This window comes from Falsihalocynthiibacter sp. SS001 (assembly GCF_042445055.1).
Lineage (GTDB): Bacteria > Pseudomonadota > Alphaproteobacteria > Rhodobacterales > Rhodobacteraceae > Falsihalocynthiibacter.
This window is the reverse complement of the sequence record NZ_CP170339.1, coordinates 497198-519139: the sequence shown is the minus strand read 5'-3', so window position 1 is coordinate 519139 and position 21942 is coordinate 497198. Positions and strand designations below refer to the sequence as shown.

Sequence of the window (21942 nt, the reverse complement as noted above, 5' to 3'; positions counted from 1 at the left end):
CGAGCAATTACTTGAGTTCGATCTCAGCGCCAGCTGCTTCGAGCTTCGCTTTGATTTCTTCAGCTTCTGCTTTGTCGACGCCTTCTTTAACGGGCTTGCCGCCTGCATCAACAAGTTCTTTAGCTTCTTTGAGGCCAAGACCAGTAATCGCGCGAACTTCTTTGATCACGCCGATTTTGGATGCGCCAGCATTTTTCAGAATTACGTCGAATTCTGTTTGCTCGCCACCAGCGTCGCCACCAGCTTCTGCAGCGCCAGCAACCATTACAGCGCCACCAGCAGCAGGCTCGATGCCGTACTCGTCTTTAAGGATAGTTTTCAGTTCTTGTGCTTCGAGAAGGGTAAGACCAACGATCTCTTCAGCAAGTTTTTTCAGATCAGCCATTATACTGTTTCCGTTCGTTTAAGTTGTGTTCCAACGTGCGAGGTTTTTCTCCACGAAGGCTCATGTTGCTTAAGCAGCAGCCTTGTCCTCGATTGAGGACAAGATGCTCGCGATATTGCTTGCAGGCGCGCCAATGGCCCCGGCGATGTTGGAAGCAGGTGCCCCGATACAGCCAACGATAGAAGCGATAAGCTCCTCACGCGACGGCATCGCTGCAACGGCTTTAACACCAGCGACGTCCAGTGCTGTCTCACCCATAGCACCACCGAGAATCTCCAGTTTGGAATTCTCTTTGGCGTATGCCTCGACGACCTTGGCCGCAGCCACAGGGTCCTCAGAGTAAGCAAGTACAGTCATGCCATTGAGGTAATCAGCGATGCTTGCGCAGGGCTTACCCTCAAGGGCGATCTTGGCGAGCTTGTTTTTGGCAACGCGAACAGACCCGTCAACGTCACGCATTTGCGCACGCAGGTCTTGCATCTCAGCAACCGTGAGACCTTCGTAGCGGCAGACCACTACAACGCCAGAGCTGTCAAAGATTTGGCCGAGTTCGTCGACCAACTGTTCTTTTTGTGCTCTATCCACAGTTCACTCCAAATTTGGGGGTTACCCCCCGGCTCAGTTTGACCCGCCCCCAGCGTGGGTTTGGGCCGTTCGGGTCCAATTTCAGGGTCCCGAGGCCAGATCACCCGAAGGTTGCCCTTCGAAAATTTGTCTCGTTCCCCATCTCAGAAAGGAATTATGACCAGAGGCCACCCTTCGTCTCGGACAGGATGGGGCCAAATTGGCGGCCCCACCATTCTGCGGGCGAACCCGCGGAATTCTTAGACTGGCTTAGTTGCCAGCGGCGTTATCAACATTCACTGTCACGCCTGGGCCCATTGTGGAGCTCACGGCGATCGACTTCATGTATGTGCCTTTTGTGCCTGTTGGACGGGCTTTTGCAACCGCGTCAACAAATGCACGAATGTTCTCGACAAGCTGCTCTTCGGAGAAAGAAGCTTTGCCAACACCAGCGTGGATCACACCAGCTTTTTCAACTTTGAACTGAACTTCGCCGCCTTTAGCCGCTTTAACAGCAGCTTCAACGTCCATAGTCACAGTGCCAACACGTGGGTTTGGCATCAAGTTGCGTGGGCCGAGGATCTTACCGAGGCGACCGACAACACCCATCATGTCAGGTGTCGCGATGCAGCGATCGAATTCGATCTTGCCGCCTTGAACGATTTCCATCAGGTCTTCTGCGCCGACGATGTCAGCACCAGCAGCAGTTGCTTCGTCTGCTTTTGGACCACGAGCAAATACAGCAACACGTACTGTTTTGCCTGTGCCGTTTGGCAGGCCAACAACGCCGCGAACCATTTGGTCAGCGTGACGTGGGTCAACACCGAGGTTCATTGCGATTTCAACTGTCTCGTCGAATTTTGCGCCAGCGTTGGATTTAACCAATGCAACCGCATCTTCAACAGTGAGGTTTGCTTTACCAGCAAATGCCGCGCGTGCCGCGGTGATGCGTTTTCCGAGCTTTGCCATGACTATTTTACCTCGATGCCCATAGAACGCGCAGAACCCATGATGATTTTCATCGCAGCTTCGATATCGTTTGCGTTCAGGTCTTTCATTTTCGCTTCTGCGATCTCTTTAACTTGTTTCGCAGAAACAGAGCCAACAGTCTCACGGCTTGGTGTTTTCGCACCAGAAGTGATTTTCGCAGCTTTCTTCAGGAAGTAAGACGCCGGAGGAGTCTTAATATCCATCGAAAACGATTTATCTTGGTAGTATGTGATCACGGTTGGGCAAGGGGCACCTGGCTCAAGGTCCGCTGTTTTCGCGTTGAACGCTTTACAGAATTCCATGATGTTGATGCCGCGCTGACCCAGCGCGGGGCCCACGGGGGGGCTTGGGTTGGCTTTACCTGCAGGAACCTGCAGCTTCATAGTGCCAGCAATCTTCTTGGCCATGTGGCCTCTCCTTCTTCAACTTGGCGCAAACGCGTCTGCGCCACTTAGGTTGTGTGGTCCGGCTTGCCGAGCGCGCTCGGGTCCCCTCCCACATTTCCGCACACCCGAAGGCGTGCATCACACGCTAGACCTCTTTCGTGACCTGCGTGAATTCCAATTCGACCGGCGTTGCGCGGCCAAAAATACTTACAGTCACCTTCAGGCGGCTGTTCTCTTCGTCCACGTCCTCGACCATGCCGTCGAAACCTTCGAACGGACCGTCGGTAACCTGAACTTTTTCACCAGTCTCGAAGTGAATAAGAGTGCGCGGAGCCTCCATGCCTTCTTCAACACGGTTCAGAATCTGATTCACCTCAGCGTCGCGCATCGGCATCGGGCGTCCTTGCGGACCCAAGAAACCGGTGACGCGATTAATCGACGTCACAAGGTGGTAGCCCTCATCGCTCATCTCCATACGGATCAAAACGTAACCAGGCATAAAGCGGCGCTCTGTCGTGACCTTCTTGCCGCGACGCACCTCAATGATCTCTTCTGTGGGGACCAGAACTTCTTCGATCTGCTCCTCAAGACCGGCTTCTTCAGCAGCATGTTTAATTGCTTCGGCGATCTTTTTCTCGAAGTTCGAGAGTACGCTCACCGAATACCAACGCTTAGCCATCTTGCTTCAGTCCTTGTCTCACCTTGGGCAGAACCCAAAAAGTGCATAAATTCCAAAGAGTTGGACAAACCAACCCAAAACAAAAAACAGCGTGCAAACCGAATCGCCGCACGCTTATCTCGAAGTTGCCGCATGGATTAGCCTTGAAACCAAGTAAATTCAAGCCAAACGCGGCGAATTAATTAGCCAAAAAAGCCAAGGCCAAACTGAAGCCCGGAACGGATCCCCAAATCCACGAGAGAAAAGAAGATGCCAAGCAGCGTTGCCATGACCATAACCATCGCAGTCGTTAGAATGACTTCGCGGCGTGTGGGCCAAGTAATTTTTGCCCCTTCTGCGCGCACTTCTTGAATAAACTGAAGCGGATTTGTACGTTTTGCTGCCATGCTGCTGCCCTTTATGCTGTCACCCTATGCGACGAAGCGGATATAAGCCAAGCAGACCCCAATGGCAAGACGTGCACCGATCAGCTTCGCGTTACCTGCTCTTGCGGCGCGCGCCTATCTCGGAAACGCCTTCGATCTGCAAAATTTCATCCCAGTCCTGCGCATAGACTTCGGCGGCATCAATTCTTGCCGCTTCGTCAAACGGCATGAAACGGGAATTACCGCCAGAGATCGGGAATTGGTCACGCGCCGCACGTACCAACTCACGCCTCTCTTCACGCTCTTTCGGCAGAGAATCAAGCGCCAGAACTTGCTCAACAGCCTCGGCAGACAAGCCACGATGGACGACTTGATCAAGCGGAATGATATCCTTGCCAACCCTCCAGCCGACCAGACGGCGCATGATTTGTGTGAAGTTTCGCGGATAGTTCTCATATTTCCAGACATATATGCCCGAAGCGCCGTCGATCAGGCTCATCCGCCGAATAACGTTTGTCGCGCGTAGGTCCTGAAACGACAAATCGCCCATAAAATCTTCGAATGACTCTATCTTGCCGCCCAACAACGACTGCGAATAAGCCGAAACCAGGAAATCCGCCGGGTTCCGCATCGCGACAAACAACGTGAGGGGCCGCCCGCCAAGATGCGGCACCAGCGCTGCGATCTGTGAGTCGGCACCGGGGTAGATCGGCGGCCGCTTCTGCGCGCGTGATTGCCAAATTTTGCCCAAGTAGTTTTCCTCAGACAAAATCAACCGCCGCCGCCCCTTAGACAAGACAGCCAATTCCTCTTCGGCGGTGCGTCCGGCGCGATTCTTCTGAGAATCATCAAAATCGAACCGATCCTGAAGTGCGTTCCCTTCTCCGCGAAGGTCCGCAGGCCCGCGAAAAGCAACTCCCGCCTTGCGTAACACGCGTTTGTTTCGCTCCAAGCTGAGCTGAGTATGAGTGCTCGCGGTTTTGTGCACACCTAAATGAAAGCAAATCCGCAATTTTTTATGGGGAACTTGTGACAATGGTTTGAACCTGTTGTCCGGCGCATCAAGTGTGCGACTGTGGCTTGGCAGGGGCTGAGGGACTCGAACCCACGACCCTCGGTTTTGGAGACCGATGCTCTACCAACTGAGCTAAACCCCTAAAGCCGTCGCAGGAAGTACGGCACCCTGCGACGGGAATCAAGTGCATTCTACGCGATTAACGAAATCTCTGGCACGTCATCGCCAAATTCCGCACATTACGCATCGCGTAACGCGTCGGCGGCGAACTTTAGCGCCTTAATATCTGCTCCGACAATCGCGCTCAGGTGTTTATGGATATGGTCGAGCGGCCAATCCCACCACTTAATCGCAAGAAGGGCGTCAATTACCTCTGGCGCAAATCGTTTCCTGATTTCCCCCGCGGGATTACCGCCCACGATCGAATAGGGCGCCACATCTGCTGCGACCACAGCGCCAGCAGCAACAATCGCGCCATCTCCGATTGTCACTCCGGGCATGATCTTGGCATCGTGACCGATCCACACATCATTACCGATAATCGTGTCTACGAATCCCTCTGGATTTTCTGCGTAAACACCCATCGTCTCGGGGTTGAAAATCGCGAAAGGATAGGTCGAGAAACCCGTCATTACGTGATTGGCCGAACTGGTGATAAAAATGGTCCCCTGAGCAAACTGACAGAATTTGCCAATCTTCAAACGTTCAGGCGCACCAGTATAAAGATAGGGAGCGATACGCCCTGCCCAATCGTCCACAGGAGTGAAGGAGTTAAAGTAGGAGTAATCGCCGACCTCAATATTCGGGTGGTCGATGACCTGATTGAGATAAACGAGATTTTCGAGAACTGTGCCATCGGGCAAAATAACGGGATTCGCCGCGTCTGGGCGTAAAAATGTAGAGGACATAAACTACTTTCAGTTGAGAAATGGAAATTCGTCAAACTAAAGAATTGTCATGTCACCCTCCCTTGGTTGCAGAAATGCTAGCGCGACAAACGAGTATTCGCAAGACAAAGGGCCGCCCGAAGGCGACCCTCAGAATTCATAAATTCGCTACGATTTATTCGTAGATTTTGGACACAACGCCGGAGCCTACTGTGCGGCCGCCTTCGCGGATCGCAAAGCGGAGGCCTTCTTCCATCGCGATTGGTGCGATGAGTTCAGCAGAAAGCTTCAGGTTGTCGCCTGGCATAACCATTTCTGTGCCTGCTGGCAGTTCAACTGTGCCTGTAACGTCCGTTGTACGGAAGTAGAACTGTGGACGGTAGTTCGCAAAGAATGGTGTGTGACGACCACCCTCTTCTTTGGTCAAGATATAAACCTCGGCCTCGAACTTTGTGTGTGGGTTCACAGAACCCGGCTTACACAGAACCTGACCACGCTCAACGCCTTCACGGTCAACACCACGCAGAAGCGCACCGATGTTGTCGCCTGCTTCACCACGGTCAAGCAGCTTGCGGAACATCTCAACACCTGTACAGGTTGTTTTCGATGTGTCGCGGATACCAACGATTTCAATCTCGTCGCCAACGTTGATCGCGCCACGCTCTACACGGCCAGTCACAACTGTACCACGACCGGAAATCGAGAATACGTCCTCGATCGGCATCAGGAATGGCTCGTCGATCGCACGTGGTGGCTGTGGGATGTACTCATCAACAGCAGCCATCAGCTCAGCAATTTTGTCTTTGCCGATTGCATCGTCGCGGTCTTCCAGAGCAGCCAAAGCAGAACCGGCAATCACTGGGATATCATCGCCAGGGTAACCGTATTCGTTCAGAAGCTCACGGATTTCCATTTCAACCAACTCAAGAAGCTCAGGATCGTCTACCTGGTCAACTTTGTTCATGAAAACAACCATGGATGGGATGCCAACCTGGCGACCCAAAAGGATGTGCTCACGTGTTTGTGGCATAGGGCCGTCAGCCGCGTTCACAACAAGGATCGCGCCGTCCATCTGTGCCGCACCGGTGATCATGTTTTTCACATAGTCAGCGTGGCCTGGGCAGTCAACGTGCGCATAGTGGCGCGCGTCTGTCTCATACTCAACGTGTGCTGTCGAGATGGTGATACCGCGTGCTTTTTCTTCCGGCGCGCCGTCAATCTCGTCATACGCTTTGAACGTATCAGAAAACTGCTTCGTGATCGCTGCTGTTAGTGTCGTCTTACCGTGGTCAACGTGACCGATTGTACCAATGTTACAATGCGGTTTCGTACGCTCAAACTTTTCCTTAGCCATGAGGGCCTCATCCTTAACAAAGGGGTCAAAATCGACCCAAATTTCATCGCGGATCACCTATGATTTTCGACGCAAGAAATCAAGCGTTTCATTGCATAGCATCACCTTGTGCCTAAGATGTGGCCCCAGAGACGCGTATTCAACCACCGCTCGCTCGCCTGCGGCGTTTTTTCGCCGCGGGTTCGAGAGGCTAGTTGAACTTATTGTCGTGCGGGAAGCCGCGCGGCGCCATGCGCCCTGCGCTCGCACGTTTGCCGCGCCATTCATCAAGCTCGGTCACAGTACGTGTGCGTCCCGCAGGGTCGTTCCATACAAGGCCATCGGCCAAGTTAAACGTGCGCGCATCCGACAATCCGCCGTCTTTGTACTTCTGAAGACGTACGCCCTTGCCGCGGCCCATTTCTGGCAACTCATCCACCGCAAACACCAGCACCTTACGGTTCTCGCCCACTGTCGCCACATGATCGCCAACGACTGGATGGCATACCAGCGCACGAACTTCTCCGCGTACATTCAGAACCTGTTTGCCGCTGCGCGTCTGGGCGATAACGTCATTTTCCGGAACGACAAATCCGTCCCCCGCAGACGAGGCAACAAGCAACTTGCGGCCGGGAGCATGGATGAACAGATCAACTATATCGCTTTCGTTCGGCAGATCCACCATCAGACGAACGGGCTCCCCCATTCCACGCCCACCCGGCAGGCTACTTGCACCAAGCGTGTAGAAACGCCCGTTTTCACCCAACAAGAGCAACCGGTCCGTTGTTTCCGCATGGAAAGCAAATCTAGGGCCATCGCCATCTTTGAACTTAAGCTCTCGACCAAGATCAATATGCCCCGACATCGCGCGAATCCATCCCATCTGTGAACAGACCACGGTGATGGGCTCGCGCTCGATCATGGCCTCGATCGGCACGTCTTCGACCTCTGCAGCTTCGGCGAACTGGCTGCGGCGCGCGCCGCCCTCGAAATCTTTGCCAAACTTTTTCTTGGTTTCGCGCATCTGCTCTGCGATCCGCGTCCATTGCAATTCTTCGCTCGCAAGCAGTTCTTCCAGACCTTTGTGCTCTTCGGTGAGTTCGGCGTGCTCTTTCTTGAGTTCAAGCTCTTCAAGCTTCCGCAAGCTGCGCAGACGCATATTCAGGATAGCTTCGGCCTGTACTTCGCTCAGCTCGAACTCTTGCATCAGAACATCACGTGGATGGTCCTCATAGCGGATAATCTCAATGACACGATCAAGGTTCAGGAACGCGATAATATAGCCAGCGAGCACCTCAAGGCGGTGGTCAATCTTATCCATGCGGTGCTTGCTGCGCCGCAAGAGTACATCGCGACGGTGATCCAAAAACGCCCGCAAGACCTCTTTCAGGCTACAGACCTTTGGCGTCAAACCATCGATTAGTACGTTCATATTCATGCTAAAGCGTACCTCAAGGTCGCTGTTGCGATAGAGCGTATTCATCAGGACTTCTGGCACGACGTTCTTGGATTTCGGCTCCAGAACAATGCGCACGTCATCCGCGCTCTCGTCCCGCACATCCCCGAGGATCGGCACTTTCTTGAGTTGGATTACCTCTGCGAGCTTCTCGATCAGTTTGCTCTTTTGCACCTGATAAGGAATCTCGGTGACAACGATCTGCCACATCCCGCGGCCAAGGTCCTCAACTTCGTACTTACAGCGCAAACGGAACGACCCGCGGCCTGTCTTGTAGGCCTGCACGATATTCTCGCGCGGCTCGACGATAATGCCGCCCGTCGGAAAATCAGGACCAGGAACAAAGTTTACCAAGGTTTCATCGCGCGCATCGGGCGTCTTGATGAGGTGCAAACATGCATCGCACAACTCGGCCACGTTATGCGGCGGAATATTCGTTGCCATACCCACGGCGATGCCGCTCGAACCATTTGCAAGCAGATTCGGGAACGTCGCGGGCAAAACAGCAGGCTCGGTCAGACGCCCGTCATAGTTATCGCGGAAATCGACGGCATTTTCGTTCAACCCTTCCAACATCGCCTCGGCGACGAAGGTCATGCGTGCCTCTGTATAACGGCTCGCCGCAGGGTTATCACCGTCGATATTGCCAAAGTTCCCCTGACCATCGACGAGCGGATAGCGCACGTTGAAATCCTGAGCCAAACGCGCCATCGCATCGTAAATCGCCATATCACCGTGCGGGTGGAAATCACCCATGGTATCGCCCGAAATCTTGGCCGATTTCAGGAACCCGCCCGTAGACGAAAGCCGCAATCGATTCATCGCATAGAGAATCCGTCGATGAACCGGCTTAAGGCCATCGCGCGCGTCGGGCAAAGCACGGTGCATAATCGTCGAAAGCGCATACGTTAAATAACGCTCGCCAATCGCACGGCGCAGGGGCTCGGCTACTTCGAGGGGATCAATGTCGGATGGGTCGTTTTCTTTGCTCATGGAACGGTGATAACGCCGAGATTTCACGCGCACAAGAACAAGGTCGCGCTCGGGCAAGGTTTGCTAGAATAATCCGCGCTGAAAATGCTTGTTTTTCGATGGCTCAGGTGCTTTCACACAGCAAGCGAGCAGGAAAGTACAAAAATGACACAGAAATCCATACTCATCACCGGCTGTTCAAGCGGTATCGGCTATGACGCTGCACATGGCCTCAAGGCACGCGGCTGGCGCGTTTTTGCAACGTGTCGACAAGAGGCCGACTGTGCCCAGCTCCGATCCGAGGGTTTGGAAAGTTTTCCGCTGGATTACGCCGACGAATCCAGCATCCAAACCGCGCTCGATGAGTGTCTGGCACGGACCGGCGGTACGCTCGACGCGCTTTACAACAATGGTGCCTTCGCGGTCCCCGGAGCAGTTGAGGACTTGCCGCGCGCGGCACTTCGCGAGATTTTTGAGGTGAACCTCTTTGGCTACCACGACCTTACTTGTCGTGTAATCAAAGTGATGCGCGCGCAGGGGCATGGCCGGATCATCAATTGCAGTTCTGTTTTGGGATTTGCTCCAATGCGCTGGCGCGGGGCGTATAACGCAACGAAACACGCGATGGAGGGGCTAACGGATACCCTTCGTTTGGAAATGTTCAGCACACCGATCAAAATTATCCTGATCGAGCCCGGCCCGATCACCTCACGCATCCGCCAGAATTCTATCCCCCATTTCGAACGCCATATCGACACCGAGAATTCCGCGCGCCGTGAACAATATGCGCAACTGAAAAAACGTCTCTATGATGATCGCGGCCCCGACACATTCGAACTCCCCGCCTCGGCTGTCACCAAGAAACTCATCCATGCACTCGAGAGTTCACGGCCACGACCACGCTATTATGTCACGACGCCGACGCATATAATGGGAGCGCTGAAACGTGTTGCCTCTACGCGGGTACTCGATAAGGTTCTCGCTAAGTTTTGATCCTCGCCGATTGAGTGCATAATGGTCGCAGGGTGCCAAATTCATCTTGCGCCAGTCGCCCAAGCCCCTAAAGCCAAGAAAAATCGAAAGGACACATCATGACCCAAGACCCGCTTTTTCTTTTGGTGGTTGCCGCCGTTCTGCTCGTTGTCGGCATTTTGTTTGTCGGGATATTCGGATTTGCATTTGGTCGCGACTTTAACCGCAAACACGCAAATCGCATCATGCGCTATCGCGTGGCCGCGCAATTGGTGGCAGTAATCCTGATCGTTATTTATGTGCTGCTGCGCAGAAGTGGAGGCTAAATGGTTGTTCTAAATAAAATCTATACCCGCACCGGCGACGCAGGCCAAACCGCACTTGGCAACGGTACCCGCGTCGAAAAATACGATCCGCGCGTTGAGGCTTACGGCACCGTTGACGAAACAAATGCGACCGTAGGCATGGCGCGATTACACGCAGAAGGCGCGATTGACGCGCAACTTGCTCGCATACAAAACGACCTATTCGATTTGGGCGCAGACCTTTGCCGCCCCGTTTCTGAAGCAGACGCCGAAGCCGAATTTCCTCCACTTCGCGTGACCGACGCTCAAGTCGAACGACTCGAATCCGAAATCGACGATATGAACAAATCGCTTTCACCACTGCGCAGCTTCGTTCTGCCTGGCGGATCGGCGCTCGCGGCGCATCTACACCTTTGCCGCACAGTTTCGCGTCGCGCAGAACGTTTGGCGGTCGAGCTTGCCAGCGCCGAAACGGTCAACCCCGCGACCATAAAATACCTAAACCGCTTGTCGGATTGGTTTTTCGTAGCGTCGCGTGCGGCCAATTCGGACGGCGCGGATGATGTACTTTGGGTGCCAGGTGCGAACCGTTCATAGGCTAACCCCAAGAAACGCCACGTCGAAACCACTATTTTATCTGTTTTCCCGCCGCACAAACCGATAACAAAAGGTCGGAGAGCTTAGACGGTCGCAATTTTTGTAGATCAAATTGAATAAGGAATACGCGCAATGAAGGTGTTGGTACCCGTCAAACGTGTGATTGATTACAACGTGAAAGTTCGTGTGAAAGCGGACGGCAGCGGTGTTGATCTCGCCAATGTTAAAATGTCTTTGAACCCCTTTGATGAAATCGCAGTCGAAGAAGCCATCCGCCTAAAAGAAGCGGGCAAGGCTGACGAGGTTGTTGTTGTTTCCATCGGCGTGAAAGAAGCCCAAAAAGAACTGCGCACGGCCCTTGCGATGGGCGCGGATCGCGCGATCCTGATCGTTGCAGCAGACGAAGCAACCACAGACATCGAGCCACTCGCGGTCGCGAAACTCCTCAAAGGTGTGATCGACGAGGAAGCACCTGGATTGGTTCTTGCGGGCAAGCAAGCGATCGATAACGACATGAACGCAACGGGCCAAATGCTCGCAGCGCTTCTTGGTTGGTCACAAGCGACCTTCGCAAGTGAAGTATCAATCGACGGCGACAGCGCCATCGTAACACGCGAAGTGGATGGCGGCCTTCAGACGATCAAAGTCAAGCTTCCTGCGATCGTGACCGCCGACCTTCGCCTGAACGAGCCGCGCTATGCGACACTTCCGAACATCATGAAGGCCAAGAAAAAGCCGCTCGAAGAAAAAACAGCCGCCGACTATGACGTCGATGTTTCTCCGCGCCTCGAAGTGCTTTCAACTGCTGTTCCACAGGAACGCAGCGCAGGCATTATCGTTTCGGATGTTGCTGAACTTGTTGCTAAACTCAAAGAAGCGGGGGCTGTATAATGGCTGTTCTTATTCTTGCAGAAATCCACGGTACTGAACTCGCATTCGATGCAACTGCCAAAGCCGTCGCAGCCGCAGCGCCACTCGGAGACATCACACTTCTATGTGCCTCATCTGGTTGTGGTGACGCAGCAGCCGCCGCCGCGAAAATCGACGGCGTTTCCAAAGTGCTTTGTGCAGATGACGCTGCTTACGGGCACGGTCTGGCCGAGCCTGTTGCTGACTTGGTGGTTAGTTTGGCTGGCGATTATTCGCACATCCTTGCTCCAGCAACTGCGAGCGCCAAGAATATCCTTCCCCGCGTCGCCGCACTCCTTGACGTGATGGTCCTCTCGGATGTGACAGCGATCGTTGATGCCGACACATTTGAGCGCCCAATCTATGCTGGCAACGCAATTCAAACGGTCAAATCTGGTGACGCAACCAAAGTTGCAACAATCCGGACATCAACATTTGATGCCGCAGGCGAAGGCGGCTCCGCAAGCGTCGAAAGCATCGCGGCCGTTGCGAATCCAGAGCTTTCCGAGTGGGTAGAAGACAAAGTTGCAGAGAGCGACCGCCCAGAACTCACAAGCGCTGGCGTCGTTGTTTCCGGTGGCCGCGGCGTCGGCTCGGAAGATGATTTCGCGTTGATCGAAAAACTTGCCGACAAACTCGGCGCGGCGGTCGGTGCATCCCGCGCTGCGGTGGACTCGGGCTATGCTCCGAATGATTGGCAGGTTGGCCAGACCGGTAAGGTCGTTGCTCCTGAGCTTTATATAGCTGTCGGTATTTCTGGCGCGATCCAACACCTCGCGGGCATGAAAGACAGTAAGATCATCGTCGCGATCAACAAAGACGAAGAAGCGCCGATCTTCCAGGTTGCAGATTATGGCCTTGTCGCCGATCTCTTCGAAGCGGTTCCAGAGCTTATCGAAGCTCTATAATCAAACAAGAGAAGGCCCGCAGATATTGCGGGCCTTTTTATTATAGCATTCCTCGCAATGTTTTCGCGAGGCATTCTGCCACTTCCTGATGCGCACGAAGCCCCATCATTTCATGGGCGATCGGCTCTTCGAGATCGGGGAAGATCATCCCTTCTGTGCCCTCGCGCTTTGCCTCTTCAGACAGGCTCACCTCGACCACTTCGGTACAATAGGGACGTATGGCCTCAATCATGGACTGATCCACGAACAACGGATCCTGCCCAAGATCGAGCGAACCATCCCTGTTTGAATCATCCAGCCAGAGAACCACAGTCTTGCCCTCTATCCGCTCCAGAAGATTCTGCATTCTGGCTTTCCATGCTTCTTTGAGTTCAGTCTCGACCAGTTGAAAACGTTCCTCCGACATCGCCTTTATTGTGCTAAGCATATGGCGCGTAAAGTGAAACTCCGTGAAGTCAATTTCACGAAATACCGTTTTCATCAGCACCGACGCCTTCAGGAACCGATCATTGCGACGCGGATGGACCGCGTAGAAGCGGTTGGACATATTCTGTGCGCCCATGACCTGCACAACGGTCACCCTCGCCTTGGAGCATGCTTCAAGGATCGTTGGTTCATTAAGGAACACGTCCGCCCCTGCGTTCACACATCCAAAATTCACGGCAGGGACATCCAATGCCTCTTCCAAAAGGTTGGAAAATGGCTGCTCGATAAATTTCCCGTAGGTTTCCGTTCCGCCAATGACCGCCACATAGTCGCCGTCCGTTTTGCGGCGCGGACCTCGAAACAACAGTTTCGATTTCCCGTATCGGCATGGCAAATAGTCCAACGCGCCGTCACTCAAATTTTCATAAGCCATAATCCCACCTCTTTATTTCGACTCACCTTGGCCCAATGTGCGCCCCACTCGTTTCGAAATCCCTAACTCTAAAATTCTACGTTTCTCTTTCCAAAACCAATCTGCGCCCCTTGCATAGGTGCTGCGGCGCGGCATACATTTGCGCGACACACAAAAGAGAAGTTGGGCCAATGGAAATCAAGAAAATCGGCGTCATTGGCGCCGGACAGATGGGAAATGGCATCGCGCATGTCTTGGCGATTGCGGGTTATGACGTTGTTTTGAATGACGTTTCTCAGGATCAGCTCGACGCTGCGCTGGACCTCATCGGAGCGAACCTTGACCGACAAGTCGCGCGGGAAAAAATCACACAAGAGGTGCGGGACAACGCGATTGCGCGCATCAAACCTTCGCTCGAAATTGCCGAAGTAGGCCGGACCGATCTGGTAATTGAGGCCGCGACCGAGCGTGAGGACGTAAAAGTTAAAATTTTCGCGAGTCTTTTGCCCCATCTACTTCCGCATACGATCCTGACGTCCAATACGTCTTCAATTTCAATCACACGCCTTGCAAGCGGCACCGATCGGCCCGAGAAATTCATGGGGTTCCACTTCATGAATCCTGTGCCGATCATGCAGCTTGTGGAATTGATCCGCGGTATCGCGACTGACGAGCAAACCTACAAAGCCTGTCTTGGCGTTGTGGACGCCCTCGGAAAAACAGCCGCCTCTGCCGAAGACTTTCCCGCATTTATCGTGAACCGCATTTTGATGCCGATGATTAACGAGGCCGTTTACACACTTTACGAAGGTGTCGGCTCGGTTGCGTCGATCGATAGTTCGTTAAAGCTTGGCGCCAATCATCCAATGGGCCCGCTAGAATTGGCGGATTTCATTGGCCTTGATACCTGTCTTGCGATCATGAACGTGCTTCACGAAGGGCTTGCGGACACGAAATATCGCCCATGTCCGCTACTTACGAAATATGTTGAGGCTGGCTGGCTTGGGCGCAAAACCCAACGCGGTTTCTATGACTACCGCGGCGAAACACCCGTTCCTACCCGCTAAAAGGACTCGCCAAATTTATCGGCGACAAGGGCCTGAACTGCATCGGCCAGACGTTCGGCGTCTGTGCCGGTGGTTTGAACTTCGATCTTGCTGCCCTTTGCAGCGGCGAGCATCAGCAACCCCATGATTGAATCGCCGGACGCACTCATGCCGTCTTTGGAAACTTCGGCGCGGGCGTCAAAAGACTCGACAAGCTCGACTAATTTGGCGGACGCACGGGCGTGCAGACCTTTTTCGTTGATAATATCGAGCGTTCTAGAGACTGTCATATTTTCCTAACCCGTGGGGCTTGCATCAAAACTGTTGATGTATTTTCTACCCGCATCGAGCGCATTGGCAACGGCATCTTGCACCGTTCCGCGTCGACTTTTCGCAAGCTTCACAAGTAGTGGTAAATTCGCACCGTATATGATGCGTCGGTTCTGGGGATTGCAGGCCTTAAGTGACAGGTTCGACGGTGACCCGCCAAAGAGATCCGTCACCACGACGACGCCATCACCCGTATCGACGGCATCCGCTGCGTCGCAAATTTCGCGCTGCTTCGCCGAGCGATCATGGTCGTCTTCGATAGAAATAGCCACCATACCATCTTGCTTGCCGACGACATGCTCGACAGCAGAAAGATATTCTCGGGCCAAACCGCCATGTGCGACGACCACTATTCCGATCACGCCTTAGTCCTCAAGTTCGAGCCGTGCTGCGTTTGCGCACGACGTTCTAATTCTCTGTGCCTAGTTGACACCTGCCAGCCCTTCTCTGCAAGCGCATTCGAGAGCCTCTCGGCAACTGTAACCGAACGATGTTGGCCGCCCGTACATCCGAAACCAATTGAGAAGTGAGCTTTGCCTTCCTCTATATAAGCGGGCAAAAGCATTTCCGAAAGATCACATACCTTGGAAAAGAAGGCCCCAAAGCGCGCATCTTCCGCGACGTAATCTGCCACTTCGGCACTTCGACCATCCAAAACACGCAATTTCTCGTTCCAATACGGATTTCGCAAGAATCGGCAATCAAACACCATATCGATGCCGCGCGGCATCCCTTGCTTATAAGAGAAACTGTGAACTGATACGGCCAATTTGCTCTCAATGTCCGATGTAAACCAGCGCTCGACCTCGGCTCTCAGATCATGTGGCGATAACTCGGAAGTATCAATCAGTACGTCTGCGCGCTCGCGAATGGGCTGAAGTAAATCCTGTTCACGCTGAATACCCACCTCGGGCGTTTCAGCGGGTGCCAAAGGATGACGGCGGCGGGTTTCAGAGAAACGGCGCAAGAGCACATCCGCACGGCAATCAAGGTAAAGCACCTCAAAAACGACATCTGCAGAGCGCGACAAGCTTTCTAGGAGCTCCAAAAAACCGTGCGTCGAAAAATCTCGGTTACGCGCATCAATTCCCAACGCGAGCGGGCGATCCGACGCCCCAGACTCCAGCAACCGAGGCAACAAAGTTATCGGTAGATTGTCGATCGCCTCAAAACCCGCATCCTCCAGCGCATTAATCGCGGTCGAGCGCCCCGCACCCGATGGTCCTGTAACAAGGACAATGCGCGTGCCGACGAGTGTATCGCTATCGATTCGTGCTTGGGTCAATCTGATCTGCCGTATTTGAGAATCTGTGTGAGTGCATCTGCGAAATGATCACCCTTAACGCGATGGTACAAGGGGGCTTTTTGGCCAAGTATCGAGATTTCTCGGAAAGGAGGCAATCGGTCTTGCTCTTCGGTTTCCATATCCACCATCAAACCGACGGTGGATTCGCAAACGTTGGGCGCATTGATGATCCCGACGTTACGCACCTCTAGCCGCCCAGCAATCGTCGCCACTGGAAAAACCTTAAGAACACCTCTCACGCTCTCGAGTTGCACCCGATCATCCCCGACCAAGCGTGCACCGAGCGAAATCATCCGCAGTGCCAATGTCGATTTACCGCTGCCCGATGGGCCAAAGATAACTGCCGCTTTGCCATCCACATCAACTGCCGTGGCATGAAGGACGCGGCAGGTCTCCATCGCTATACGGGCAAACCGACCGCAAATCGCGCGCCAAGCGGCTCGGACGTAATATCCTCACCCGTGGGGCGTATATTCTCTGCCCAAATCACACCACCGTGCGCTTCGACGATCTGTTTGGAAATCGCGAGACCAAGGCCGGAGTTATTCCCAAATTGGCCCTCCGGACGCTCGGAATAGAAACGCTGGAAAATCTTGTACAGGGCCTGATCGGGTATCCCCGGCCCAGTATCCTCAACAACGATCAACACGCGGTTTTCACGCTTGCGGGCCCATACGCGGATCGCGTCGCCCTCGTCACAGAACGAAATCGCATTTGTCACAAGGTTCACAAACACCTGCGCCAAGCGCGCTTCTAGACCAGTAATCATGATCGGTGCGACAGGCAAATCCGCGATAAATTCGACGCCTTTGGACTTGGCCTCATTCCCAAGGTAGTCATTGATATTGCCGAGCATTTTCAAGAGATCAAACTGCTCTTCTTCTTCGCGAACCAATTCGCTATCGAGCCGTGAAGCGTTGGAGATATCACTCACGAGGCGATCAAGACGGCGCACGTCGTGATCAATCACGTCCAACAGTTTGTCGCGCTGATCTTCACGCTTTGCCACACGCATGGTTCCAACAGCAGAGCGAAGGGACGCCAGCGGGTTCTTGATTTCGTGCGCGACATCCGCCGCGAACTGTTCGTTACCCTCAATCCGATCATAGAGTGCGGCCACCATCCCGCGCAAAGCGCCAGACAACCGCCCGATCTCGTCCGGCCTTGCGGTGAGGTCGGGAATACGAACGCGGCTTGGGCTCATCTTTCGCGCATTCTTGTCACGGCCAAGCTCCGCTGCCGCCGCGAGATCCGAGAGAGGGTTCGCAATCGTCGATGCCAAAACAAGGCTTAGCCCCACGGACACCAAAATGGCGATTACGAACATTTGCAGGACTTGCTCGCGCTCACTTCGCACAAGGAAATCTATCTCGCCCTCTGCGCTGGTCACAGCCAAGGACCCGATAAGCTCCCCGTTCATAAACAACGGGGCCGCAACCATGAACATGGCGCCACCGCTTGAGTCCTGTGTCGTGTTGATTTGAATTTCGCCGGTCGCAGTAAGTTTTACAAAGTCTGAACTGGGTATGCTTGTAAGCTCCGTATCGTCACGTGATGAACTGAATACGCGCGCTACACCTTCCCACATAGAGTTCAGGAAATCGGCGATCATCGTGCTGCGCGGAGCGGGAACTTCGCCAACGACTTCGGCCCTGTCGACCTCTTCAGCGGCGCGGGACGATGCAACCAACTCGCCATTCAGGTCATAAGCATAAACGTCCGTCCCAGATTCCAGCGACAATTGATCCAAAGCGGCGTTCATCTGCGCTTCATCTGGCAAATTCGTTGCGGCGGCCAATCGGGCTTCGATAACATCAGCAATCAGCTTGGTTTCAACGACAAGCCCACGCTCGCGCTGCAACAGAAGGCTGTCTCTGAACGGATTGAGATACAAAACACCTGCCACCAAAACGACAAGCGCCAAGAGGTTGAACGTGATGATCTTGCGCGCCAAAGGGGAACGGTTGAGCGAAATAAGCCCACGCTGTTCACGCCGGCTTCTTAGCTCTTTCTCGACTCCGGCGCTCGGGCCTTCCCAGTCTTCACCGAGAACGACACTCGCTTCTCTTGTTAGTTTTGTATCGCGCACGTCCGCTCCCAATATTGGGATTACTACTCTTCGTTATACCTATAACCGATGCCGTATAGGGTCTCAATCGCCGAGAAGTCAGGGTCCGCTGTGCGCATTTTCTTGCGCAAACGTTTGATGTGACTGTCGATTGTACGGTCGTCTACATAGACCTGATCATCATATGCAACGTCCATCAATTGATCGCGGCTCTTCACAAAACCCGGGCGCTGCGCGAGCGCTTGAAGCAGCAGGAATTCGGTCACTGTCAACGAGACATCATTGCCCTTCCAGCGCACTGAATGGCGAAGTGGATCCATGCGCAACTCGCCACGCTCGATCACTTTAGTCTCTTCTGTTTCGACGATCTCTTCGCCCGCAATTGCATCCTGACGACGCAAAAGAGCACGAATCCGCTCAACAAGCAGCCTTTGCGAAAAAGGCTTTTTTACATAATCGTCCGCGCCCATCCGAAGGCCCAGAACTTCGTCGATTTCGTCGTCTTTTGAGGTCAGAAAGATAACCGGCATCGCGGTTTTCTGACGCAATCTCTGGAGCAGATCCATGCCATCCATGCGGGGCATCTTGATGTCCAGAACGGCCATATCCGGGAGGCGTTTATTGAACGCGTCCAACGCGGACTGACCGTCATTATATGTTTCAACTTCAAAGCCTTCCGCCTCGAGTGTCATTGCAACTGACGTCAGGATATTCCTGTCATCGTCGACCAAAGCGATCTTCGACATAGAGGTTTTCCTTTTTATGATTCTGCTCTTTTTTATCGGTCGATAGTGTTGTCTTGGATTCAGCGAATCAATAGCAAACACGAATCACACCCGCGCTTCTTGGGGATTGTGCCCCAAAAGGCATAAATATTTCGTAATAAGGACTTAAGCGCCCCCCAACGCCCTCATTTACGGGTGATTTGTTCGCGCTAACACCCAATTGTTTGCGCAAACTGCGTGAAGTTCTGCGGTTTTTTAATAAAATTACCCGTGCTAAGATGATCAAATCAGTCGGGCCCACGGCTGGTGCATGAAATTGGCCCTTCATGCTTTAGGAGAGATAGCGCGCTGCTGGACACGGCGCGAGGAGCTTAGTTATGACACACGGTCGTGTGAACCCTACCTTTACCCTTGAAACCCAAGGAATAAAGGACCTAGGGAACGTCTATTACAATGATTTGGAACCCGCCCTTATTGAAGCCGCGATCAAGCGCGACGAAGGCACTCTTGGTCAAGGCGGCACCTTTTTGGTGTCCACCGGCAAACACACGGGTCGCTCGCCCAAAGACAAATTCGTCGTAAAAACCAAGAGCGTCGCCGATAGCATCTGGTGGGAGAACAACGCCCCAATGGAAGAAGGCGCGTTTGACGTTCTCTATCAAGACATGCTTGAGCACATGAAAGGCGGCGATTACTTCGTTCAGGACCTCTTCGGAGGAGCAGACCCAAGCCAGCGCCTCGATGTGCGGATGGTAACGGAACTTGCATGGCATTCGCTCTTTATTCGCCACATGCTGCGACGCCCTGGCCGCGAAGAGCTGGACGATTTTGTTCCAGAGTTCACTGTCATCAACTGCCCCACATTCCTTGCGGATCCAGAGCGCCACGGCTGCCGCTCGGAAACGGTGATCGCGATGAACTTTGATCGCAAACTGATCCTGATCGGCGGAACCGAATATGCTGGCGAGAACAAGAAGTCCGTATTCTCGCTCTTGAACTATCTGCTGCCTGAAAAAGGCATCATGCCGATGCACTGCTCGGCCAACCACGCACCGGAAAACCCTGTTGATACGGCTATTTTCTTTGGCCTTTCGGGCACGGGGAAAACGACGCTTTCGGCCGACCCTTCGCGCGTTCTGATTGGTGACGACGAGCACGGCTGGTCCGATCGCGGCACGTTCAACTTTGAAGGCGGCTGCTATGCCAAGACAATCAACCTGAGCGCCGAGGCCGAGCCAGAGATCTACGAGACGACGCGGAAGTTCGGCACTGTGATCGAGAACATGGTTTTCGACCCACAAACCAAAGAGCTCGATTTCAAGGACGACAGTCTGACGGCCAACATGCGCTGCGCTTATCCGTTGCATTATATCTCCAATGCATCCGAGCGCGCTTTGGGCGGGCACCCAAAAAACATCATTATGCTGACTTGCGATGCGTTTGGTGTCCTACCCCCGATTAGCCGCCTCACTCCTGCTCAGGCCATGTATCACTTCCTGTCCGGCTTTACGTCCAAGGTCGCAGGGACAGAGCGCGGCGTAACCGAGCCAGAGCCAACTTTCTCGACATGCTTTGGTGCGCCGTTCATGCCCCGCCGCCCAGAAGTATACGGCAACCTGCTTCGTGAAAAAATCGCCAAGCACGGGGCCACTTGCTGGCTGGTAAACACCGGCTGGACTGGCGGCGCCTACGGCGCCGGTTCGCGGATGCCAATCAGCGCAACGCGCACGTTGCTCTCGGCAGCGCTTGATGGCTCACTTGAGAACGCGCAGTACCGCAAAGACGAGAACTTCGGTTTTGATGTACCTGTGTCTGTCGAGGGTGTTGCGGACATTCTGCTTGATCCGCGTCGCACATGGGATGACTCGGCATCATACGATCGTCAGGCAGCGAAACTCGTGGCGATGTTCTCGGACAACTTCGCACAATACGAGAACGCGATTGACGACGACGTTCGCTCTGTCGCTATCGGCTAATACCAATACTCGCCCCGCCCAAGTGGTGGGGCGAGCTACCCCAGAAAGGCGCGGCGAATAAGATTCATTCCCGCAATCGCCAAGACAAAGAGCGTCGCAGTCTTGAATTTCGCTTGATCAAGACGATCCTGCACCTTCATCCCAATCAGCATCCCGATCAATGCGGGCACCAACATGACCGCAGAGAATGACGCCGTGCTCTGATTAAACACCCCTGATTTTATATGTGCCAGCATAAGCACGATGGCCCCCGCGCCATAAATGACGCCCTGAACCCGAATTTGCTCGCGCTTCTCGGTATCAATCGCGGTGAGATATGCCACCGTGGGCGGCCCCCAAACGCCAGACAACCCGCCTGTAAACCCTGCTACGCTCGCGATGATGATCTCGGCACGCTTGCGATGTTGCGGATTGATCCGAAGCTGCCAGCCCACGATCTGCGTCACGGAGAAAAGCGTAACGGGAATACCGATGATCAAGAACATCACATTCTGCGGCAGCACATTCACCAACTGCGCGCTTCCCAAAATGAACACGAGAACGATTCCCAAATAGAGCCTGAATCGCCACGCACTCTGCAATCCTTGCCGCAGCCCTTGTCTGAATGCTTGTGCAGCATTTGTCATCACAGTGGGAAGTATGAGAGCGGCGAGCGCCATCTCCGAATTCACAACAGAGGCGAGCCCAGAGATCATGATCATCGGCATCGCAAAACCGATCGCGCCTTTAACAAATCCAGCGATTACCGTTATAAAACAAGCAACTATTAGAATTTCGACTGTTATCTCTACTGGCAGAAAATCCACTGAACGCTCCCGTTTTCTTGTGAATATACCGCCCTCGGACCAATTGCACTTCAAATTTCTCAAAGTTATTTATGTTCGAATTTCCGCACTAAAATGTATTTATCTTGCGCTGCGGATGCGAAGA

At 53.6% G+C, this 21942-nt stretch carries 25 protein-coding genes and 1 tRNA gene; 7 read left to right on the top strand and 19 right to left on the bottom strand.

Features of this window, described 5'->3' with window-relative positions; genetic code table 11:
• Nucleotides 1-7: 7 nt before the first annotated feature.
• The 11 genes from rplL to parC all read right to left on the bottom strand — a co-directional run bounded on the left by rplL (nucleotide 8) and on the right by parC (nucleotide 9053).
• Nucleotides 8-385, bottom strand: a complete 378-nt coding sequence (gene rplL / locus ACFE33_RS02510) for a 50S ribosomal protein L7/L12 (protein ID WP_380056466.1) — start codon at nucleotides 383-385, stop codon at nucleotides 8-10.
• A gap of 69 nt (nucleotides 386-454) precedes the next feature.
• Entirely contained in the window at nucleotides 455-970 is a 516-nt protein-coding gene (gene rplJ / locus ACFE33_RS02505) for a 50S ribosomal protein L10 (RefSeq protein ID WP_380056463.1), read from the bottom strand.
• A 249-nt stretch (nucleotides 971-1219) separates the two neighbouring features.
• Nucleotides 1220-1918, bottom strand: coding sequence for a 50S ribosomal protein L1 (gene rplA, locus ACFE33_RS02500; RefSeq protein WP_380056460.1), 699 nt, complete (start codon nucleotides 1916-1918; stop codon nucleotides 1220-1222).
• A gap of 2 nt (nucleotides 1919-1920) precedes the next feature.
• Nucleotides 1921-2346 (bottom strand): 50S ribosomal protein L11, encoded by a 426-nt coding sequence (rplK, locus tag ACFE33_RS02495; RefSeq protein WP_380056458.1) that lies wholly within the window; start codon nucleotides 2344-2346, stop codon nucleotides 1921-1923.
• A 124-nt stretch (nucleotides 2347-2470) separates the two neighbouring features.
• Nucleotides 2471-3004: a transcription termination/antitermination protein NusG gene (gene nusG / locus ACFE33_RS02490; protein ID WP_380056456.1), complete on the bottom strand. Its 534-nt coding sequence runs from the start codon at nucleotides 3002-3004 to the stop codon at nucleotides 2471-2473.
• A 182-nt stretch (nucleotides 3005-3186) separates the two neighbouring features.
• The gene (gene secE / locus ACFE33_RS02485) at nucleotides 3187-3390 is read right to left on the bottom strand and encodes a preprotein translocase subunit SecE (RefSeq protein WP_380056455.1); all 204 of its coding nucleotides are present in this window, start codon (nucleotides 3388-3390) and stop codon (nucleotides 3187-3189) included.
• A 91-nt stretch (nucleotides 3391-3481) separates the two neighbouring features.
• Nucleotides 3482-4303 (bottom strand): hypothetical protein, encoded by an 822-nt coding sequence (locus ACFE33_RS02480; protein WP_380056453.1) that lies wholly within the window; start codon nucleotides 4301-4303, stop codon nucleotides 3482-3484.
• 147 nt (nucleotides 4304-4450) lie between these two features.
• Nucleotides 4451-4526 (bottom strand) — tRNA-Trp (locus tag ACFE33_RS02475).
• Between the two features lie 97 nt (nucleotides 4527-4623).
• A complete protein-coding gene (locus tag ACFE33_RS02470; RefSeq protein WP_380056450.1) occupies nucleotides 4624-5292 on the bottom strand; it encodes a CatB-related O-acetyltransferase in 669 nt (222 codons plus the stop codon).
• A gap of 154 nt (nucleotides 5293-5446) precedes the next feature.
• The gene (gene tuf, locus ACFE33_RS02465) at nucleotides 5447-6625 is read right to left on the bottom strand and encodes an elongation factor Tu (protein WP_380056447.1); all 1179 of its coding nucleotides are present in this window, start codon (nucleotides 6623-6625) and stop codon (nucleotides 5447-5449) included.
• Nucleotides 6626-6815: 190 nt separating this feature from the next.
• Nucleotides 6816-9053, bottom strand: coding sequence for a DNA topoisomerase IV subunit A (parC, locus tag ACFE33_RS02460; protein WP_380056444.1), 2238 nt, complete (start codon nucleotides 9051-9053; stop codon nucleotides 6816-6818).
• Nucleotides 9054-9197: 144 nt separating this feature from the next.
• Between parC and ACFE33_RS02455 the strand changes: the two genes are divergently transcribed.
• From ACFE33_RS02455 to ACFE33_RS02435, 5 genes are all read left to right on the top strand, one after another.
• Nucleotides 9198-10025 (top strand): SDR family NAD(P)-dependent oxidoreductase, encoded by an 828-nt coding sequence (locus tag ACFE33_RS02455; RefSeq protein WP_380056441.1) that lies wholly within the window; start codon nucleotides 9198-9200, stop codon nucleotides 10023-10025.
• 98 nt (nucleotides 10026-10123) lie between these two features.
• Nucleotides 10124-10330, top strand: coding sequence for a twin transmembrane helix small protein (locus ACFE33_RS02450; RefSeq protein WP_380056438.1), 207 nt, complete (start codon nucleotides 10124-10126; stop codon nucleotides 10328-10330).
• Nucleotides 10331-10906 carry a cob(I)yrinic acid a,c-diamide adenosyltransferase gene (locus ACFE33_RS02445; RefSeq protein WP_380056435.1) on the top strand — a complete coding sequence of 192 codons (576 nt, stop codon included), beginning with the start codon at nucleotides 10331-10333 and terminating at the stop codon, nucleotides 10904-10906.
• A 132-nt stretch (nucleotides 10907-11038) separates the two neighbouring features.
• Nucleotides 11039-11797, top strand: coding sequence for an electron transfer flavoprotein subunit beta/FixA family protein (locus ACFE33_RS02440; RefSeq protein WP_380056432.1), 759 nt, complete (start codon nucleotides 11039-11041; stop codon nucleotides 11795-11797).
• Nucleotides 11797-12723 carry an electron transfer flavoprotein subunit alpha/FixB family protein gene (locus ACFE33_RS02435; protein ID WP_380056430.1) on the top strand — a complete coding sequence of 309 codons (927 nt, stop codon included), beginning with the start codon at nucleotides 11797-11799 and terminating at the stop codon, nucleotides 12721-12723. Before ACFE33_RS02440 ends, ACFE33_RS02435 begins: the two co-directional genes overlap by 1 nt.
• Before the next feature lie 40 nt (nucleotides 12724-12763).
• On the opposite strand, the gene ACFE33_RS02430 is transcribed toward ACFE33_RS02435, so the two are convergent.
• Nucleotides 12764-13582, bottom strand: coding sequence for a DUF6473 family protein (locus tag ACFE33_RS02430; protein ID WP_380056427.1), 819 nt, complete (start codon nucleotides 13580-13582; stop codon nucleotides 12764-12766).
• 170 nt (nucleotides 13583-13752) lie between these two features.
• Between ACFE33_RS02430 and ACFE33_RS02425 the strand changes: the two genes are divergently transcribed.
• Entirely contained in the window at nucleotides 13753-14628 is an 876-nt protein-coding gene (locus ACFE33_RS02425; protein ID WP_380056425.1) for a 3-hydroxybutyryl-CoA dehydrogenase, read from the top strand.
• Here ACFE33_RS02425 and ACFE33_RS02420 read toward each other — a convergent pair.
• Genes ACFE33_RS02420 through ACFE33_RS02395 form a run of 6 tightly spaced genes read right to left on the bottom strand, consistent with a single transcriptional unit; the run spans nucleotide 14625 to nucleotide 19057 of the window.
• A complete protein-coding gene (locus ACFE33_RS02420) occupies nucleotides 14625-14897 on the bottom strand; it encodes an HPr family phosphocarrier protein (protein ID WP_380056422.1) in 273 nt (90 codons plus the stop codon). The genes ACFE33_RS02425 and ACFE33_RS02420 overlap by 4 nt on opposite strands.
• 6 nt (nucleotides 14898-14903) lie before the next feature.
• Entirely contained in the window at nucleotides 14904-15299 is a 396-nt protein-coding gene (locus ACFE33_RS02415) for a PTS sugar transporter subunit IIA (protein ID WP_380056420.1), read from the bottom strand.
• Nucleotides 15296-16222: an RNase adapter RapZ gene (rapZ, locus tag ACFE33_RS02410; RefSeq protein WP_380056417.1), complete on the bottom strand. Its 927-nt coding sequence runs from the start codon at nucleotides 16220-16222 to the stop codon at nucleotides 15296-15298. Before rapZ ends, ACFE33_RS02415 begins: the two co-directional genes overlap by 4 nt.
• Nucleotides 16219-16641 (bottom strand): HPr kinase/phosphorylase, encoded by a 423-nt coding sequence (locus ACFE33_RS02405; protein WP_380056415.1) that lies wholly within the window; start codon nucleotides 16639-16641, stop codon nucleotides 16219-16221. Before ACFE33_RS02405 ends, rapZ begins: the two co-directional genes overlap by 4 nt.
• A gap of 2 nt (nucleotides 16642-16643) precedes the next feature.
• Nucleotides 16644-18332 (bottom strand): sensor N-terminal transmembrane domain-containing protein, encoded by a 1689-nt coding sequence (locus ACFE33_RS02400; RefSeq protein WP_380056413.1) that lies wholly within the window; start codon nucleotides 18330-18332, stop codon nucleotides 16644-16646.
• Between the two features lie 23 nt (nucleotides 18333-18355).
• On the bottom strand, nucleotides 18356-19057 hold the full coding sequence (locus ACFE33_RS02395) for a response regulator transcription factor (RefSeq protein WP_380056410.1): 702 nt from the start codon (nucleotides 19055-19057) through the stop codon (nucleotides 18356-18358).
• 356 nt (nucleotides 19058-19413) lie between these two features.
• On the opposite strand from ACFE33_RS02395, the gene ACFE33_RS02390 reads away from it, so the two are divergent.
• A complete protein-coding gene (locus tag ACFE33_RS02390) occupies nucleotides 19414-21012 on the top strand; it encodes a phosphoenolpyruvate carboxykinase (protein ID WP_380056407.1) in 1599 nt (532 codons plus the stop codon).
• 35 nt (nucleotides 21013-21047) lie between these two features.
• On the opposite strand, the gene ACFE33_RS02385 is transcribed toward ACFE33_RS02390, so the two are convergent.
• Entirely contained in the window at nucleotides 21048-21818 is a 771-nt protein-coding gene (locus ACFE33_RS02385; protein ID WP_380056404.1) for a sulfite exporter TauE/SafE family protein, read from the bottom strand.
• Nucleotides 21819-21942 lie beyond the last annotated feature (124 nt).